The organism is Streptosporangium amethystogenes subsp. fukuiense (genome assembly GCF_042665875.1).
Taxonomy (GTDB): Bacteria; Actinomycetota; Actinomycetes; order Streptosporangiales; family Streptosporangiaceae; genus Streptosporangium; species Streptosporangium fukuiense.
Genome location: NZ_JBHTEE010000001.1, coordinates 2,602,248 through 2,620,925, shown reverse-complemented (window position 1 = coordinate 2,620,925; position 18,678 = coordinate 2,602,248). Strand labels below are relative to the sequence as shown.

General features: G+C 73.0%; 8 protein-coding genes. 6 read left to right on the top strand and 2 right to left on the bottom strand.

Annotated elements, in window-relative coordinates; all coding sequences use genetic code 11:
• The first annotated feature begins 50 nt into the window (after positions 1 to 50).
• The 5 genes from ACFQVD_RS11400 to ACFQVD_RS11380 all read left to right on the top strand — a co-directional run bounded on the left by ACFQVD_RS11400 (position 51) and on the right by ACFQVD_RS11380 (position 15,772).
• Positions 51 to 12,152: an amino acid adenylation domain-containing protein gene (locus ACFQVD_RS11400; protein WP_386271039.1), complete on the top strand. Its 12,102-nt coding sequence runs from the start codon at positions 51 to 53 to the stop codon at positions 12,150 to 12,152.
• A 92-nt stretch (positions 12,153 to 12,244) separates the two neighbouring features.
• Entirely contained in the window at positions 12,245 to 13,270 is a 1,026-nt protein-coding gene (locus ACFQVD_RS11395; RefSeq protein WP_343978950.1) for an iron-siderophore ABC transporter substrate-binding protein, read from the top strand.
• A 68-nt stretch (positions 13,271 to 13,338) separates the two neighbouring features.
• Positions 13,339 to 14,613 carry a lysine N(6)-hydroxylase/L-ornithine N(5)-oxygenase family protein gene (locus ACFQVD_RS11390; RefSeq protein WP_343978947.1) on the top strand — a complete coding sequence of 425 codons (1,275 nt, stop codon included), beginning with the start codon at positions 13,339 to 13,341 and terminating at the stop codon, positions 14,611 to 14,613.
• Between the two features lie 143 nt (positions 14,614 to 14,756).
• A complete protein-coding gene (locus ACFQVD_RS11385) occupies positions 14,757 to 15,062 on the top strand; it encodes a hypothetical protein (protein WP_343978944.1) in 306 nt (101 codons plus the stop codon).
• 239 nt (positions 15,063 to 15,301) lie between these two features.
• On the top strand, positions 15,302 to 15,772 hold the full coding sequence (locus ACFQVD_RS11380) for a hypothetical protein (protein WP_343978941.1): 471 nt from the start codon (positions 15,302 to 15,304) through the stop codon (positions 15,770 to 15,772).
• 220 nt (positions 15,773 to 15,992) lie between these two features.
• Here ACFQVD_RS11380 and ACFQVD_RS11375 read toward each other — a convergent pair whose 3' ends face one another.
• Positions 15,993 to 16,403, bottom strand: a complete 411-nt coding sequence (locus ACFQVD_RS11375; RefSeq protein WP_343978938.1) for a DUF2000 domain-containing protein — start codon at positions 16,401 to 16,403, stop codon at positions 15,993 to 15,995.
• A gap of 154 nt (positions 16,404 to 16,557) precedes the next feature.
• Between ACFQVD_RS11375 and ACFQVD_RS11370 the strand changes: the two genes are divergently transcribed.
• Positions 16,558 to 17,394 (top strand): helix-turn-helix transcriptional regulator, encoded by an 837-nt coding sequence (locus ACFQVD_RS11370; RefSeq protein WP_343978935.1) that lies wholly within the window; start codon positions 16,558 to 16,560, stop codon positions 17,392 to 17,394.
• Between the two features lie 107 nt (positions 17,395 to 17,501).
• Here the strand turns inward: ACFQVD_RS11370 and ACFQVD_RS11365 are convergent, their stop codons facing one another.
• On the bottom strand, positions 17,502 to 18,494 hold the full coding sequence (locus tag ACFQVD_RS11365) for an alpha/beta fold hydrolase (protein WP_343978932.1): 993 nt from the start codon (positions 18,492 to 18,494) through the stop codon (positions 17,502 to 17,504).
• Positions 18,495 to 18,678 lie beyond the last annotated feature (184 nt).

Below are 18,678 nucleotides of genomic sequence, written 5' to 3'. Positions count from 1 at the left end.
TTCAGGCGGTGTGATCGCCTGGCCCCGGACCCACAAAGAAAGAGTTGAGCGTGCGGGAACAGCAGGACGTCGCACGGCGGCGCGAACTGATGCGGCGGATGATGGCCGAGGCGGGGCTCAGCCCAGGCAGGGACAGGATCGTGCCACGCGGGTCCGGCGGCCCCGCACCGCTGTCCTACGCGCAGCAGAGCATGTGGCTGCACCACCGGACGTTTCCCGCCAGCCCGGCCTACAACGTCTGCCTGCTGGTGCACATGTCGGGTGAGCTCGACCCGGAGGCGCTGCGCGAGGCGCTGCGCGCCCTCATCCGCCGCCACGCGGTGCTGCGCACCGTCTACGACGACCGGGACGAGAACGGGCCGGTGCAGCACGTCCTGGCCGACGACTCCCTCGACCTTCCGGTGCGCGACTGCGCCGACGCCGAGGCACGCGCCGGGCGACTCGCGGCGCTCCCCTTCGACCTGCGCGCCGAGAGGCCGATCCGGCTGGAACTGCTCCGGCTCGGCGCACGGAGGTACGCCCTCGTCCTGGTCGTGCACCACATCGCCTGGGACGGCATGACCTGGGGTTCGCTCTCGCGCGACCTGTCGGCGCTGTACCGGGCCGCCGTCCGGGGGGAGCCAGACGGCCTTCCCACGCTGACCGTCCAGTATCCGGACTTCGCCGCCTGGGAGCAGGGCCGCCCGCGCTCCGCCAAGGAGATGGACTACTGGCGGCGGCGCCTCGACCCGCCGCCCGCGCCCCTCGACCTGCCCGCCGACCGCCCGCGCGGCGCGACCGCCTCCGAACGGGGCGGACGCCGGGCGCGTCGTTTCGACGACACGGTCACCGAGGGGATGCGGAGGCTCGCCGCCGCTGAGAACGTCACCCCGTACATGGTGATGCTCGCCGCCCACGCGGTGCTGCTGCACCGCTACACCGGCGCCGTCGACATCGCGATCGGCTCGGCGGTCATGAACCGCGAGCACACCGAGATCGAGCGGCTGGCCGGAAACTTCGGCAACACCCTCGTGCTCCGCACCGACCTGTCCGGCGCGCCCACCTTCCGCGAGGTCCTGCACCGGGTCCGCGACACCTGCACCGAGGGGTTCGCCCACCGGACGCTGCCGTACGACACGATCGTCCAGGAGCTGCGGCCCGCACGGCAGCGCGGCAGGTCGCCGTTCTTCGACACCATGCTGCTGTTCCTCACCCAGGAGATCGGCGAGCTGGACCTGCCGGGCGTCACCACGAGCTGGACGCACATCCACAACGGCACCACTCACTTCGACCTGTCGCTTGAGGCGTTCGTCAGGCCACAGGGCATGACCGTCGAGGCCACCTTCCGGCGCGAGCTGTTCGACGACGAGCGCGTCGACGCGCTCCTGGCCCACCTGGAGACGCTGCTTGAGAGCGCGCTGAGCCGCCCGGACCTGCGGATCGCCGACCTGGAGCTGCTCGCCGCGGACGAACTGGCCCTGCTGGCGGAGTGGAACGACACCGGGTGTCCCGTCCAGGACGCGACGGTGACCTCCCTGTTCGAGGAGCAGGTCGCGCGCACCCCGGACGCGGTCGCCGTCGCAGGCGGGGGCGACGGTGAGCCGGGCACGCTCACCTACGCGGAGCTGGACCGGCGGGCCTCGGGTCTCGCCCGGCTGCTGCGCGAGCGCGGCGCGGGACCCGACCGGGTCGTCGCGCTGGCCCTGCCCCGTACCCCGGACCTGGTGGTCGCGCTGCTGGCCGTGCTGAAGTCCGGCGCCGCCTACCTGCCGCTGGACACCGAGCACCCGGCCGACCGGCTGGCCTACATGATCCAGGACGCGGACCCGCTCTGCGTGATCGCGACTCCGGAGACCGCCGCCCTCCTCCCGGAGGGAACCGCCGTGCTGACACCGTCCGGACCCCTGCCCGAGCCCGAGCCGTCACATCCGGCCCGAGGCGGCGACCTGGCGTACGTCATCTACACCTCGGGCTCGACCGGCCGCCCCAAGGGTGTGGCGATCCCGCACTCCGCGCTCACCGCGTTCCTGCTCACGATGCGGGAGCGCCTGGCCCTGGGCGCGGCGGACCGGCTCGTCGCGGTGACCACGATCGCCTTCGACATCGCGGCGCTGGAGCTGTACGTACCGCTGATCAGCGGCGCGACCGTCGTGCTGGCCGGACGTGAGACCGTGCGCGACCCCGCGGCGCTGGGCGGCCTGCTCGCCGGGGCGACCATCGTCCAGGGCACCCCTTCGCTGCTGGGCTCGCTGGAGCCGGCCGCCCTGGCCGGGCTGCGGGTGCTCGTCGGCGGCGAGGCCCTGCCGGCCGCGCTCGCCGGGACCCTCCACTCGGTGGCGGCGTCGGCGGTCAACGTGTACGGGCCGACCGAGGCGACGGTCTGGGCGACCTCCGCCGACCTGCCGGCGACCGGGATCGGCCGCCCGTTCCCCAACACCCGCGCGTACGTCCTGGACCCCGCGCTGCGTCCCGCGCCGGTCGGCGTCCCCGGGGAGCTCTACCTCGCGGGCGAGCAGCTGGCCCGCGGCTACGCCGGCCGTCCGGGGCTGACCGCGGAACGCTTCGTCGCCGACCCCTTCGGCCCGCCGGGCGAGCGCATGTACCGCACCGGGGACCTGGCCCGCTGGAGCCGCGACGGGTCGCTGGAGTACCTGGGGCGCGGCGACGACCAGGTGAAGATCCGCGGATTCCGGATCGAGCCCGACGAGGTGCAGGCCGTGCTCGCCGCCCACCCCGGTGTCGCGCGGGTCGCGGTCGTGGTCCGCGAGGACAGGCCGGGCGAGCGGAGACTCGTCGCCTACGTCGTGCCGCGCCCCGGCTTCCGGGAGGCGGACCTGCGGGCCGCCGCGGCCAGAGTGCTGCCCGAATACATGCTGCCCGGTGCGGTGGTCACCCTTGAGGAACTGCCGCGGACCGTCAACGGCAAGCTCGACCGGACCGCGTTGCCCGCACCCGAGGTACAGGTGTCGAGCCGGGGGCCGCGCGACGACCGCGAGGCGGCGCTCTGCGCGGTCTTCGCCGAGACGCTCGGCCTGGACACGCTGGGAATCGACGTGGGGATCGACGACGACTTCTTCGCGCTGGGCGGCCACTCCCTGCTGGCCACCCGCCTCGCCGGCCGGGTGCGCGCCACGCTCGACGCCGAGCTCACCATCGCCGACGTCTTCGAGGCGCCCACCGTCGCCACGCTGGCGCCCAGGCTGGTGCGGGGCACCCGGCCGAGGGTGCGCGACGTGACCAGACCCGAGGTCGTCCCCGCCTCGGCGGCCCAGCGCGGCTTCTGGTTCGAGGAGCGGCTGCGCGGCCCCTCGGCCGCCGACGCGCTCCCGCTCGGCCTGCGCCTGCACGGCCCGGTCGACGTCGACGCGCTGCGTGCCGCGTTCGGCGACGTCGTGGCGCGGCACGAGGCGCTGCGCACCCTGCTGGTGGAGGGCCCCGACGGGTTGCCGGTCCAGCGTGTCGTAGAGGTCGGCGAGGCCGGCGAGGCCGGCGGGATCGTGTTCGACGTGGTGGACGCGCGCGGCTGGACCGAGGCGCGGCTGCGGGCCGCCGAGGCGCGGGCCGCCTCGCACGTCTTCGACCTCGGCGCCGACCTGCCGATCCGGGCGACCCTGCTGCGTGTCTCCGCCGAGGAGTCCGTCCTGGTCGTGCTCCAGCACCACGCCGCCGCCGACGAGTGGTCGTTCACGCCGCTGCTCGCCGACCTTTCCCGCGCCTACACCGCCCGCGGCGCGGGCACCGCGCCCGACTGGGCCCCGCTGCCCGTGCAGTACGCCGACTACGCCGTCTGGCAGAGCCGGACCGCCGGTTTCACCGACCAGCTGGCCTTCTGGGAGCGGACGCTCCGCGAACCACCCGAGGAGAGCACGCCGCTGGCCGACCGGCCCCGGCCCGCCGAGGCGAGCCACCGGGGCGGGCTGGCCTCGTTCGAGCTGCCGCTGGCCGGTGCGCGCAGGCTGGCCCTGGAGACCGGAACCAGCGTGTTCATGGTCCTGCACGCCGCCGTGGCCGCGCTGCTGCACCGGGCGGGCGCGGGCGAGGACGTCGCGCTCGGCTCGCCCATCGCGGGCCGGGCGGACGCGGACCTCGCGGACCTGGTCGGGGTGTTCGTCAACCTCGTCGTGCTCCGCACCGACCTGTCGGGGGACCCGAGCTTCACCGAACTGCTCGAGCGGGTCCGGCACACCGACCTCGCCGCGTTCTCCAACTCCGACGTGCCGTTCGAGCAGGTCGTGGAACGGCTCGCGCCGGAGCGCTCGCTCGCCCGCAGCCCCTTGTTCCAGGTGATGATCGTCCACCAGCGGCTGGAGGACGTGCGGCTGCGGCTGCCCGGCGTGCGCGCCGAGCCGTTCCTGCCCGAGACCGGCGGCGTCAAGTTCGACCTGGACATCTACTTCGCCGAGGGCGAGGAGCGGATCGAGGGGTTCGTCGCCTACGCCGCCGACCTCTTCGACGCGGGGACCGTCACCGGCCTGCTCGCCGACCTCGGCGAACTGCTCGATCGGGTCACCGAGGACCCGGCGCGGCGCCTGTCGTCGCTCGGCGCCCCGGTCATCAGGCCCGACACCGTCCGGGAGTACCCCCCGCTCACCGTCGCCGAGCGGATCGAGGCGCAGGTGGCGCGCACCCCGCACGCCACGGCCGTCGTCTGCGGCGGCACCGTGCTCGACTACGCCGAACTGGACGAGCGGGCCGATGCCCTCGCCGACCGGCTCGCCGCGGCGGGAGCGGGTCCCGAGAAGATCGTCGCGATCGCGCTGCCCCGCTCGGCCGAGTTCGTCGTGGCGCTGCTCGCCGTGCTCAAGACCGGTGCGGCCTACCTGCCCATCGACACGACCTATCCCCGCTCCCGGATCGAGATGATGCTCGGAGTCGCCCGGCCCCTGCTGGTGGTCGGCGCCGACGAGCCGCCCCTGGACGCGCCGCCCCGCGCCCGGCACCGGCCCCACCCCGACCACCCCGCATACGTGATCTTCACCTCGGGGTCCACCGGGACGCCCAAGGCCGTCGTCGGAACCCAGCGGGCGCTGGCCAACCGGCTCGCCTGGGGCGCCGATCTCGCCGCGGCCGGCGTGCGGGTGGCCAAGAGCTCCCCGGCCTTCATCGACGGCAGCACCGAACTGCTCGGCGGCCTCATCGCCGGTGACACCGTCGTCGTCGCGGACGACGAGACCGCCACCGACGCGCTCGCCCTGGCCGAACTGATCCGCGGCCACGGGGTGAACCTGGTGACCGTCGTGCCGAGTCTGCTGGCCGCGCTCCTGGAGACCGGAGAGTTCGGCTCGGTGACCACGTGGGTGAGCAGCGGCGAGGCCCTGCCCACCGCCCTGGCCGAGCGGGTCCCCTCCCGGCTGGTCAACCTGTACGGCTGCTCGGAGGCGGCCGGGGACAGCCTGATCGCCGAGGGCGGTGGCGGGCTGGTCCCGATCGCCAACACCGTCGAGTACGTGCTGGACGCCGGGCTTCGCGAGGTGCCGGTCGGTGAGCTCTATCTGGCCGGAGACGGCCTGGCGCGCGGGTATCTCGATGACCCGACCCGTACCGCCGAGCGGTTCGTGGCCAACCCCTTCGGCCCGCCGGGCTCGCGGCTCTACCGCACCGGCGACCGGGTGCGCCGCCGCCGCGACGGCACCCTGGACTTCCTGGGCAGGGCCGACGACCAGATCAAGATCCGTGGCTTCCGGGTCGAACCCGGTGAGGTCGAGGCGGTGCTCGCCGCCCGGCCCGGCGTGCGGCAGGCGGCCGTGGTGGCCCGCACGGGCCCGCGCCTGGTCGGCTACATCGTGGGTGAGACCGGCCTCGACCTCGACGCATTGCACGCCGGGCTCGCTGAGATCCTGCCGGACCACCTGGTCCCCTCGGTGCTCGTCGGCCTCGACCGGCTGCCGCTCACCCCCAACGGCAAGCTGGATCGGCGGGCGCTGCCCGAGCCGGCGGCCCGCGAGGGCCGGGCGCCGCGGACCGACGCCGAGCGCGGCCTCGCCGGGCTCGTCGCCGAGACCCTCGGGCGGGACGGCGTCAACGCCGACGACGACTTCTTCCGCACCGGCGGCGACAGCATCAGCGCGGCCCTGCTGGTGGGACGCGCCCGCCGCGCGGGCCTCTCCTTCACGGTCCGTGACGTCTTCCGGTCGCGTACCGTCGAGGCCCTGGCCCGGATCGCGGTGGCCCTGCCCGCCGATGTGCCCGCCGATGTGCCCGCCGATGTGTTCGGTGATGTGCCCGGTGGTGTGCCCGCCGACGCCGCGCGGGTCCACCCCGAGGGCGTGACGGCACCCTCGGGCGGGTCGTCCGAGTCGCGCGCCGAGCTGCCGCTCTCGCCGCTGCAGGAAGGGCTGCTGTTCCACCTGATGCTGGCCGGCGAGGACCGCGACGTCTACGTCCAGCAGGCCGTGGTGACCCTGTCGGGACCCGTCGACCCCGGCCGCCTCGCCGGGGCCGCGCGCCAGGTGCTGCTGAAGTTCCCCAACCTGCGGGCCGGGTTCCGCACCGACGGCGGCCGGGCGGTGCAGTTCGTCCCGGAGCGGTTCGAGGTCGACTGGACCTATGCCGAGACCGGCGAGGCGGAGGCGCTGGAGGCGTTCGTCGAGGCACAACGCGCCCGGCCGTTCGTCCCCGACTCCCCGCCGCTGATCCGCTTCGCACTGGCCAGGGTGGCCGAGGACGACTTCCGGCTGGTGCTCACCTCCGAGCTGATCCTGCTGGACGGCTGGTCGGGTGGCCTGCTGGTCACCTCGCTGCTGGAGTTCTACACCGACGCCGACGCCGAGCGGGACCGTCCCGTGGTCGGTTTCCACGCCTACCTCGACTGGGTGAACGGGCAGGACCGGCAGGCCGCGACCAAGTCCTGGGGCCGTGCTCTGGACGGGCTCGACGAGCCGACCCTGCTCAGGCCCGAGTCGGCCGACCGTCCCGCCGACCTCGCCGGTGCCGGGGAGATCCACCGCGCGCTGCCCGAGGACCTCACCAGTCGGCTCGGTGCCCTCGCCCGAGAGTCCGGGCTCACCCTCGCCGCACTGTACGAGAGTGCCTGGGGGCTGCTGCTGGCGGGCCTCACCGGCCGTGACGACGTGGTCTTCGGCGTCTCGGTGTCCGGTCGCCACCCCGACGTGGACGGCGTCGAGTCCGTCGTCGGGCTGCTGTTCAACACGGTCCCCGTCCGGGTGCGGGCCGCTGCGGCGGACCCGCTGCGTGCCGTACTGGAACGGACGCAGACCTTCCAGTCGGAGCTGTTCGACCACTCCTACGTCGCGCTCGCCGACGTGCAGCGGGTGACGGGCCTCGGGACCCTCTTCGACACCCTCTTCGTGTTCCAGAACTTCCCCGGCATGCCCACCGACCGCGGCTTCGGCCCCGGAGGCGACGTGCGGGTGCTCGGCCGCCAGGTCCGCGACGCGACCCACTACCCGATCACCATGGTCGTCGAACCCGGTGCGGGCCTGCGCGTCATGTACCGGGGCGACGCCTTCACCGAGGCCGAGACCGAACGTCTCACCGACCGGTACGTGCGGGTCCTGGAGACGCTGGCCGCCGCGCCCGAGACCCCCTGCCACCGGCTCGACCTGCTGCTGCCCGACGAGCACGACCGGCTGCGCCGGGACTGGGCCGAGGCCGAACGGCCGGTGCCCGACCTCACCATCGCCGAGCTGCTCGCCGAGCAGGCCGAGCGTACCCCGTACGAGCTCGCCCTGGTCTCCCAGCCCGACGTGCGGCTCACCTACGCCGAGCTGGACGCCGCCGCCAACCGCCTGGCCAGGCTGCTCAGGGCGCACGGGGCGGGCCCCGAGCGGGTGGTCGCCCTGGCGCTGCCCCGGTCGGCGGAGATGGTCGTCGCGCTGTTCGCGGTGCTCAAGACGGGCGCCGCCTACCTGCCCCTGGAGCTGGACTACCCGGCCGAGCGGCTGGACTTCATGCTGGCCGACGCCGCCCCGGTCTGCCTGGTCTCGCACCGCGACATCGCCGCCGGACTGACCTGCCCGGGTGCCCCGGTCCTGCTCGACGACCCGGCCGTACAGGAGCGGCTGGCCGCGCTGCCCGGCACCGGGCTGACGAGGCAGGAGCTGCCCGATTTCGGCAGGGAGGTGCCGGGCCGGCTGGACCACCCGGCGTACGTGATCTACACCTCCGGCTCCACCGGGCGCCCCAAGGGCGTGGTCACCCCCTACCGGGGTCTGACCAACATGCAGTTCAACCACCGGGCCAACATCTTCGACCCGGTGGTGGCCTCGGCCGGGCGCCGGCTGCGGATCGCGCACACCGTGTCGTTCTCCTTCGACATGTCGTGGGAGGAACTGCTCTGGCTCATCGAGGGCCACGAGGTGCACGTCTGCGACGAGGAGCTGCGGCGCGACGCCGAGGCGCTCACCGAATACCTGCGGCGTCACCGGATCGACGTGATCAACGTGACGCCGACCTACGCGCAGCAACTCCTGGAGGAGGGGCTGCTGGACGGGGAGCACCGCCCGCCGCTGGTGCTGCTGGGCGGCGAGGCCGTCCCCGCGGCGGTCTGGGACCGGCTCGCGCGGGCCGAGGGGGTGCTCGGCTACAACCTCTACGGCCCGACCGAGTACACGATCAACACGCTGGGCGGCGGCACCGAGGACAGCGCCACGCCCACGGTCGGCAGGCCGATCTGGAACACCCGCGGCTACGTGCTCGACGGCTGGCTGCGGCCGGTGCCGCCGGGCGCGCCGGGGGAGCTCTACATCGCGGGCGCGGGCCTGGCCCGCGGCTACCTCGACCGGCCCGGCCTGACCGCCGAACGGTTCGTGGCCGACCCCTTCGGCGGCGGCCGGATGTACCGGACCGGCGACCTGGTGCGGGTGCGCCAGGACGGCAACATCGACTTCCTGGGCCGCACCGACGAGCAGGTGAAGATCCGCGGCTACCGGGTCGAGCTCGAGGAGGTCGAGAGCGCGCTGGCGGCCGAGCCCGGCGTCGGGCAGGCGGCCGTCATCGCGGTCGGCACCGACGTGCCCGGTGTGAAGCGCCTCATCGGCTACGTGGTGCCCGACGGCGCCGCGCGGCCCGACGCCGAGCGCGAGCACCTGGCGGAGTGGCGGCAGATCTACGACGCCGAGTACACCGAGATCGGCACGGCGGTGCACGCCGAGGACTTCGCGGGCTGGGACAGCAGCTACGACGGGCTGCCCATCCCGCTTGCGCACATGCGCGAATGGCGCGACACCACGGTGGCCCGCGTCCAGGCCCTCACCCCCCGGCGGGTGCTGGAGATCGGCGTCGGCACCGGCCTGCTGCTGTCGCGGCTCGCCCCCGGCTGCCAGGAGTACTGGGGCACCGACTTCGCGGCCCCCGTCATCGCCAAGCTCCAGGCGGACCTCGGCCCCGGCTCGCCGGTACGCCTGAGCTGCCGGCCCGCCCACGACACCGCGGGGTTGCCCGCCGGCCACTTCGACACGGTGGTCGTCAACTCCGTGGTCCAGTACTTCCCGAGTGCCGGATACCTCGCCGACGTGATCGCCGCCGCGATGGACCTGCTCGCCCCCGGCGGTGCGCTGTTCATCGGTGACGTGCGCGACCTGCGGTCGGTGCGTTGCCTGCACGCGGCGATCCAGCTCGGCAGGGGCGGTGGCGACGGCGACGGTGGCGGCATCGGTGCGGCGGCGATCGACCGGGCGGTGCGGATGGAGAAGGAACTCCTCCTCGACCCCGCGTTCTTCGCCGCCCTCGACCTGGCCGCGCGGGTGGAGGTCCGTACCAAGCGCGGCGTCCACCACAACGAACTCAGCAGGCACCGCTACGACGTGACGCTCTGGAAGTCACCCGCCGTGCCCCCCATCGAGACCTCGGTGCTGGACTGGGCGGGCCTCGACGACCTGGCCACCCGGCTGTCCGGCGGTCTTCCCGGGCCGCTCAGGGTGCGTGCCATCCCCGATCCCAGGCTCTCCGCCGAGCTCGCCGCGCTACGTGCGATCGAGGGCGGGGCCCCCGCGGAGGAGGCGCGCGAGCTGTTGCGGGCATCCCCGCGGGGCGTCGAACCCGAACTGCTGTACGCGCTCGACCCGGGCGTGGTGACCACCCCCTCGGCCGAGGTCGGTCACTACGACGCGGTCTTCGGCGGCGGGGCAGCCTTCCTGCCGGCCGATCCGGAACGCAGGCCCACGTCGTACGCGAACAACCCGGCGGCGGCCCGCGACCACGGGGCGCTCGCCGCCCGGGTGCGCGAGGGGCTCAGGCGGCGGCTGCCCGGCTACATGGTGCCGAGCGCGGTCATGACGCTGGACGCGCTCCCGCTGACCGTCAACGGCAAGCTGGACCGGCGGGCACTGCCCGCCCCCGACCGGCAGGGGCCGCGCGGCAGGGGCCGCGCCGCCAGGACCGCGGTGGAACAGCTGCTGTGCACGCTCTTCGGCGAGGTGCTCGACGTCGCCGGCGTCGGGATCGACGACAACTTCTTCGAGCTGGGCGGGCACTCGCTGCTGGCGACCCGGCTGGTCGGCAGGGTCCGCGCGGTGCTCCGCGCCGAGCTCGCGATCCGGGACCTGTTCGAGGCGCCGAACGTCGCCGAGCTCGCCACCCGGTTGCACGACAGGGCCGGTGTCGCGCTCAGGCCCCCGCTGACTCCCCGGCGGCGTCCCGAACGCGTCCCGCTGTCGTACGCGCAGCGCCGGCTCTGGCTGCTCGACCAGATCCTGCGTGAGGACGAGGGGCCCCGCGAGGCGTACCACCTGCCGCTGGCCGTGCGCCTGAGCGGCGAGATCGACGTGGCCGCGCTGGAGGCCGCGCTCGGCGACGTGACGGCCAGGCACGAGAGCCTGCGGACCGTCTTCGCCGAGCACGAGGGCGTGCCGTACCAGCGGGTCCTGCCGCCGGAGTCGGCACGCCCCGCCCTGGAGATCACGGCCTGCTCGCCGGAGGAGGTGATCGCGCGTCCGTTCGACCTGGCCACCCAGATCCCGCTGCGGGTCGCACTCATCCCGGAGGGGGAGAACGAGCACCTACTGCTCGCGGTCTTCCACCACATCGCGTTCGACGAGTGGTCCTTCGGGCCGTTCGCCAGGGACGTGGCACGGGCCTACGCCGCGCGGGTGGACGGAGCGGCGCCCGCGGGGGAGCCCCCCGCGGTGCAGTACGCCGACTACACGCTCTGGCAGCGTGAGCTGCTCGGCGATCCGGTCGACCCGGGCAGCCCGCACGCCCGCCAGCTCGCCTACTGGGCGAAGGCGCTGTCGGGCATGCCGGCGGAGATCCCGCTGCCGGTGGACCGGCCCAGGCCGGCCACCGTCGGCCAGCGCGGCGCGACCGTGACCAGGCGGCTGCCCCAGGCGCTGGTCGAGCGGCTCCGCGGGCTCGCGCGCGAGGCCCGGGGGAGCATGTTCATGGTCTGCCAGAGCGCGGTCGCCGCGCTGCTGCACCGCGCGGGGGCGGGGGAGGACATCCCGCTGGGCAGTCCCGTCGCGGGCCGCACCGACGAGGCGGCCGGCGACCTGGTCGGCTTCTTCGTCAACACGCTGGTGCTCCGCGCCGACGCCTCGGGCGACCCCTCCTTCACCGAGCTGCTCGCCCGCGTCCGCGACACCGACCTGGCCGGTCTGGCCAACCAGGACCTGCCGTTCGAGGCGCTCGTCGAGGCGCTGCGGCCACCCCGGGTGCCCGGCCGCAACCCGCTCTTCCAGGTGATGGTCGGCTACGAGAACCAGGCCATGGGCGAGGTGCGCTTCCCCGGGCTGCGGCAGCGGGAGGCGCTCTTCAGCCCGCCCGCGGCCAAGTTCGACCTGGACTTCATCTTCAGGGAGCGGGGCGAGGAGCTCCATCTCGTCGTCGACTACTCGGCCGACCTGTTCGACCCGGCCACGATCGACACGATGCTCCGCGCGCTCGTCGACGTGCTGGAGACCGTCGCGGACGACCCGGAGACGCGGCTGAGCGACCTGCCGGTGGCGCTCCAGGCCCGTACGGTCACCCAGGCCGGCACCGGGTACGCCGCCCGGCGCGACGACGACCGCGAGGCGCTGTTGTGCCGGGCGTTCGCCGAGGTCCTGGAGGTGGACGTGGTCGGGCCGCACGACAACTTCTTCGAGCTGGGCGGTCACTCGCTGCTCGCCATGGAGCTGGTGCGCCGGATTCGCAGGGAGCCGGGCTGTGCCGGAGTGAGGATCGCGACCCTCATGACCGCCCAGACCGTCGCCGAACTCGTGAACCGGCTGGAATAAGGCGCTTCACACGGCCTCCAAAGATTGCTAAGTTAGGTTAGCCTTACCTAATGCTGAGAGCCCTTGTCGGCTCTGGAAGGAAACCCACACCTATGCGCGACACGATGCGCCGCCTGGCCGCGACAGGAACGCTGCTGCTGGGCCTCGGCCTGGTGGGCGCGTGCGCCGGTGACGGCGGCGAACGGCCCGCCGCGGGCACCCCCGCGACCCAGGCCGCCTCCGGGTTCCCGGTCACCATCACGCACAAGCTCGGCACCACCACGATCGAATCCGCCCCCCAGCGCATCGTCGCCCTCGGCGAGGTGGACCAGGACACCCTGCTGGCCCTGGGGGTGCAGCCGATCGCCATGGCCGAACTGACCGGCGTCCAGGCCGACGGGCTCGCCCCCTGGACCGCGCCCAGGATCTCCGGAGCCAAGCCGACGCTGCTGAAGGCCGGTGAGTCGGGCTTCTCGCTGGAGCAGATCGCCGCGCTCAAGCCGGACCTGATCCTCGCGGGTGGCGACTACTACATCGACAAGGAGTACGCCAACCTCTCCCAGCTCGCGCCGACCACCGCCTACCAGACCGGCCCCGCCGAGGACTCCTGGCAGACGGTGGCCCGCCAGGTCGCCAAGGCGGTCGGCAGGACCGACGAGGGCGAGAAGCTCGTCACCGACGTCGAAGCGAAGATCGACTCTGTCAAGGCCGCCTACCCCGAGCTGTCCGGCAAGAAGTTCGCGCTGACCAGCGTCTTCCCCTCGGGGAACATCGGCGTGCTGAAGTCCGAAACCGATATCAGCGTCCAGCTCTTCGAGCAGTTCGGGCTGGTGCTGCCCGAGGAGATCAAAACGCTTCCCGGCGACGGCTTCGCGGCCGAGCTGAGCATGGAGAAGGTCAAGGTCCTCGACGTCGACCTGCTGCTCAGCCACTACAACGACGACGCCGCCACGCAGAAGAAGATCGAGGCCAACAAGCTCTTCGCCGGCCTGGACGTGGTCAGGCGGGGCTCCTACGTGCCGCTGGACCTCACCGCGTTCTGGCCGCTGCGCACGCCGACGCCGCTGGCGGTCCCCCACGTGATCGACCAGGTCGTGCCGCGGGTCGCCGAGGCGGCCAAGGCCGCCGGCGCGTCCTGACACACCCCGCCCCCCTTCCCCGCCGCCTCGGTGGCGGGGACCATCTCCTCAATATGTGAGAGGCGAACATGTCGAGCCCGGTCTATGACGTCGTGGGCATCGGTTTCGGCCCTTCCAACCTCGCGCTCGCGGTGGCCCTGGAAGAGGAGCGCGGCTCCGATGTGAACGCGGTCTTCTTCGAGAGGCAACCCAGGTTCGGCTGGCACCGCAACATGCTCATCGAGGGCGCCACGATGCAGGTGCACTTCCTCAAGGACCTGGTCACCCTGCGCAACCCGACAAGCTCCTACTCCTTTCTGTCCTACCTCCAGGACAGGGGGAGGCTGGTCGACTTCATCAACCACAAGACCATGTTTCCCACCCGGCTGGAGTTCCACGACTACCTGGAATGGGTCGCCGCCTCCTTCGCCGGTCTGGTGCGCTACGACTCCGAGGTCGTCGCGGTGCGTCCGTACGACGACGACACCCTCGAGGTCGTCGTGGAACGCGGCGACGAGCTGCACACCTGCCTGACGCGCAACCTCGTGATCGCGGCCGGACTCGAACCCGTGCTGCCCGACGGCGTGCGGCAGGGCGAGCGGATCTGGCACACCGAGGAACTGCTGGCCAGGCTCGAATCCCTCGGCGAGCGCGTCCCGGCACGGTTCGTCGTGGTCGGCGCCGGGCAGAGCGCGGCCGAGGCCGCCGAGCACCTGCACCGCACCTACCCGTCCGCGGAGGTCTGCGCCGTCTTCACCAGGTACGGCTACTCGCCGGCCGACGACAGCCCCTTCGCCAACCGCATCTTCGACCCGCAGGCCGTCGACCACTTCTTCGCCGCCCCCGAGGAGGTGAAGCGCATGCTGCTCGCCTACTCCAGGAACACCAACTACTCGGTGGTGGACCTCGACCTCATCGACGAGCTCTACCGGCGTTCCTACGCGGAGAAGGTCGCCGGTGTCGAGCGGCTGCGCATGCTGAACGCCTCCCGTCTGCTCGGCGTGGACGGCGACGGCGACGGCGCCCGCGTCAGGATGTGCTTCCTGCCCACGGGCGAGGTGAGCACGATCGAGGCCGACGCTGTCGTCTGCGCGACCGGCTACCGCGAGCGCGATCCGCGAGACCTGCTCGGCGAGGCGGGCGAGCACTGCCTCACGGGTGAGACGGGCGCGCTGCTGGTGGAGCGTGACTACCGGGTCGCCACCGTCCCAGGCCGGACCTGGGGCGTCTACCTCCAGGGGGCCACCGAGGACACCCACGGGATCGCCTCCTCGCTGCTGTCCATGACCGCCGTCCGCACCGGAGAGATCGTGCGCTCCATCGCCCGGCGCTCGGCGGGGGTCCCCCAGGGGGCCGAGTCGTAACCGGCGTTCCGGAAGGCGGCGCCGGACTCCTCGGCCCGCTCGGGCGCGGAACGTCCCGACACGGGGTGATCGGCTGCGTGACTCCATGTGTTCACTTGATTACCTTTGGTGGTGCCATGCTCCGTAGGTAACCGAGGAGGATCATGAACACCTTCACCCGCAGTGTCCGCATCGGCCTGGCAGGGGCGGTTCTGGCCGGCGCCGGCCTACTCGGCGTACTTCCCGTGACCGGTGCCCACGCCGCGTCGTCCCAGGTCGCGCCGGCGGTCGCCTGCTCGTCCACGGCTGCGGACGGCTGGATCTGCTACCTGCGGTACTGCGACGCCTACTACTGCTACTACGACTGCTATCCGACCCTGGCCGCGCGCAACAAGGGGGAGAAGCCCTCCGACACCATCCGTGTTCCCAAGCCCGAGGGGACACCGCCCGCCCAGATCACCAAGCCCTGACCGGCGGAGCCGGGACACCGTGGACCAGGTACGTGCGATCGTGCCGTCCACGCTGTGGAGGGCTCACCGCGAGGGTTTCCGCGGCGCACCGGACGGCCGTCCGGGCATCTGCCCGGACGGCCGTCCTGTGCGGCCGGCCGGGCGGCTCCGGCCGGGCTGAGACCTTCTCGTCCCGGAGCCCGCCCCGGGACAAGCCAGACGCAAGGGGCTTCCAAGTCGACGGGGATATCCCTTTAGCCATGCGTAAGGGATTGATCGGTGTGATGTTGACGGCGCTGCTCGCCGGAGGCCCGGCCGTCGCGGCGGAGGCCACGACGGAGAAGGCCACCGCGGGAGCGGTGAGCGGGGACCTGCTCCACTGGGGGCCGGTCCGGTCGGCGGGCGGGCACGGCGGGTATGCCAGGGCCAACGTGTGGATCACGGACTTCGGCGCCGAGACGTTCACCGTGTCCGGAACGCTCCACGACCGCGACGGACACCCCGGCCACTGCGCCTACATCCGCGCCAGGTTCCACTACACCGGAGGCGGTACGGGCTGGGCCCGGCCACGCTCGACCTGCCGCGCGAACGACCTGTTCAGGCTGTCCTCGGACGGGGAGATCACCCGGGTGGACGTCAGGGTCTGCGTGCTGGACAGCAGGAAGCGCAGAACCTCGCACTGCCATGTCGACGTCATCCGCGCCGAGACCGTCGCCAACTGGCCGCGCTAGCCGTACTCACCCCGCGGTGCGGCAACGGTGACCGGGTGTCCCGCCGGACCCCGTCCGCTCGTACAGCCCGGACGGCCGGGATGTCGTCGCGCCCCACCCGGGGACACCCGCGGTCGGCTCCGTGCGCGCCGGCCCGGTCGGCCGGTGCGGCGGGCACATGGCGGGCCATGCCCCTCCTCCGGTCGCGATGCCGCCGCGCCGTCGAGCGACTCCGCCCGGTTCAGGGGTGGAGGGCGAGCCCCTTGAGCACCTTGTCGACCCCGTTGCGCGGGCCGTACACCGCGAGCCCGACCAGGCGGAGTTCCTCGGCGGGCACGGCGCGCACCGCGGCCCGGTTGTCCTCGTCGTTGTCGGTCTTGAACAGTTCCTCCGTGTACAGGGCCGTCTCCAGCCCGCGTGCCAGCGCGCGGGCGTGTGCCGCGGCGAGGCCGGGGCCGTCCGCGGCGTAGACCAGGACGGGCTGGCGGAACATCGCCAGGTAGTGGTTGCCGGACCCGTCGGCGTACGGCTCGCCCATCGCCTCGGGTCCGCCCCCCGCCACTCCGCTCGCCAGGAACGCGGTGACGTTGAGCTTCTGCCAGAGGGCGAGGTCCGCGCGCACCACAATGCCGATCTTCGTGTCGAAACGCATGTCCCGCAGCATCTCCGGCCGCGCCCCGCCGGGTATTGAACGCTCGTGCGGCACGAGAGTGAGCTGCTTCTCGTCTCCGGTCGAGGTGGGCGACGGCCAAGCCCTGACCGTTCCGAACACCGGAACCGTGACCGGGAAGCGATTCAATGGCCCCATGTCAGGTGACTGGTCGCGCTACTGGTGCTCGCCCCGGCCGGGGCTGGAGGCGATGCACGCCCACTTCGAGCGGCACACCTACCACCGGCACAGCCACGAGACCTACTCCTTCGGGATCACCGACGACGGCCGGCAGGCGTTCACCTGCCGGGGTGCGGGCCACACGAGCACGGCGGGGATGGTGCTGGCGTTCAACCCGGACGACCCGCACGACGGCCGGGCGGCCGATGAGCTCGGTTTCACCTACCGGATCGTGCACATCGGCCCCGAGCTCGTCTCCGGTGCGCTGGCCGGGTTCGCGGGCCGCGCGGCCGGGCTGCCGCTGTTCGCCGAGCCGGTCGTCCACGACCCGGTGCTCGCCGGAGGGCTGGGCCGCCTGCACGCCGCGCTTCTCGGCGGAGCCCCCGCCCTGGTCGCCGACGAGCTGCTGGACGCGGTCATTCCCGACCTGGTCCGCCGCGCGGCCCTCAGCGGTCCCGCCGCGAGGGGCCCGCGGTTCCGGGCGGGGAGCCGGGGCGCGGCGGACGTCGCCGGGCAAGTGGCGGAACTGCTCGAGGACGACTACCGGACCGACCACACCGCCGACTCCCTGGCCGCCGTGTCCGGATCCAGCAGGTTCACCGTCTACCGGGCCTTCCGGGCGGCGTACGGGATGGCGCCGAGCGATTACCAGCGGCAGGTTCGCCTGCGGGTGGCTCGTGGGCTGCTGTCGCGGGGCACGCCGATCGCGGACGCCGCGGCGGAGACCGGTTTCGCCGACCAAAGTCATCTGAACCGCTGGTTCGTCCGCTGGTACGGCATCACCCCGGGTGTCTATCGCCGTGCCGCCCGCTGAACCGAGAGGCATCCTCATGATCGGTCCGTCACGGCAGGGCGACGGTGCCGGAGGTGGACAGGGTTCCCGCGTCGCCGGCCTGCGCGTGTTCGGCGGCGCGGGGCGGGTCAGCTCTTCCGGTGGGCGGCGACGACCTCGCCGATCGCGTCGAGGACGAGGTCGGGCTGGGCGTTCTGAACATAGTGCTCGGTCGTGTCCGCGACGACCAGGCGGCCCCGGGCCGACAGCGCGGCCAGGCTCCGGGCGTGCGCGACGGCCTCGGCCGGCTGGCCTCCCGCGGAGATGACCACTACCGGCAGGTCACCCCAGGCCTTCGGACGGACCGTCGCGCGGACCTGGGCGGCGCTGTCCACCGAGGCCCAGGCCTCGGCGCGGCCGGCTGCCATGCTGCTGGAACCGTAGACGACGGTGGCGTGGGCGCGGGCCGTCGCGGTGGCGTCGGCCGGTACGAAGACGTCGTCCAGCAGCCGCAGCAGGCCGAGCCGGGCGATCAGCTGGTTGACGGTGAACTGGGCCGAGATCAGCGGCCGGGAGATCAGCAGCGCGGTACCGGCCGTCTCATCGGTGACGTCGATCAGCACCAGCCCGGCGGTCAGGTCTCGCCACCGGTCGGCGAAGACACGAACGGTGTTGCCGCCGTAGGAGTGCCCGACCAGGACGTAAGGTCCTGCCTCCCCGGCGACGGCCAGTAACGTGCGCAACTCTTCGGCGAGGTGCTCCGCCGTACGCGGCAGAGGGCTGTCCTCGCTCCAGGCGTATCCGGCCCGGTCGTAGGAGCACACCCGGCTGCCGGTGGCGAGCCCGCGCTGGATCGTCTCCCAGCTCGCGCTCGACTCCGCCAGTCCCGCCTCGAGCACGACGGTGGGCGCGCCCCTCCCGGTGCAGTGCAGGTGGAGGCGGTGGCCACCCACGTCGACCAGCCGCCCCGGTGGCCGGTGTCGTCCGGCGTCGTCCTGCCGTGCGGCCGTCTCGTAGAGGAACCCGGCCCCCGCCGTCAGCACGAACAGTCCCGCGCCCCAGGCGGTGATCCGCAGCAGCAGCCTTCGTGGTCGCCACCTGCCGGGTCGTACCCGGGTGTTCGGGGGCTCTTCGTCCTTCATGTTTCCGAATCTAGGGAAACGGCTCGCCCGTTCCCTCCTCCACGGAGAGGAACCCGCGGTGCTACCCGTGTTTCACCTCTGCCCGGTCCCTCCTCCTCCGGGAGGAACCGGATCGGGTACGAGCCGGGCACGGTGAGATGGACGACATGAGGGCGGCCCGCGTCTCTCCGGCGACGGCCACCGG

Bases quoted from the DNA above. Each gene is read 5' to 3' on its own strand.
- ACFQVD_RS11370 (WP_343978935.1), top strand. From the start codon at position 16,558: ATGTCAGGTGACTGGTCGCGCTACTGGTGCTCGCCCCGGCCGGGGCTG.
- ACFQVD_RS11365 (WP_343978932.1), bottom strand. From the start codon at position 18,494: ATGAAGGACGAAGAGCCCCCGAACACCCGGGTACGACCCGGCAGGTGG.
- ACFQVD_RS11390 (WP_343978947.1), top strand. From the start codon at position 13,339: ATGTCGAGCCCGGTCTATGACGTCGTGGGCATCGGTTTCGGCCCTTCC.
- ACFQVD_RS11380 (WP_343978941.1), top strand. From the start codon at position 15,302: ATGCGTAAGGGATTGATCGGTGTGATGTTGACGGCGCTGCTCGCCGGA.
- ACFQVD_RS11375 (WP_343978938.1), bottom strand. From the start codon at position 16,403: ATGCGTTTCGACACGAAGATCGGCATTGTGGTGCGCGCGGACCTCGCC.
- ACFQVD_RS11395 (WP_343978950.1), top strand. From the start codon at position 12,245: ATGCGCGACACGATGCGCCGCCTGGCCGCGACAGGAACGCTGCTGCTG.
- ACFQVD_RS11385 (WP_343978944.1), top strand. From the start codon at position 14,757: ATGAACACCTTCACCCGCAGTGTCCGCATCGGCCTGGCAGGGGCGGTT.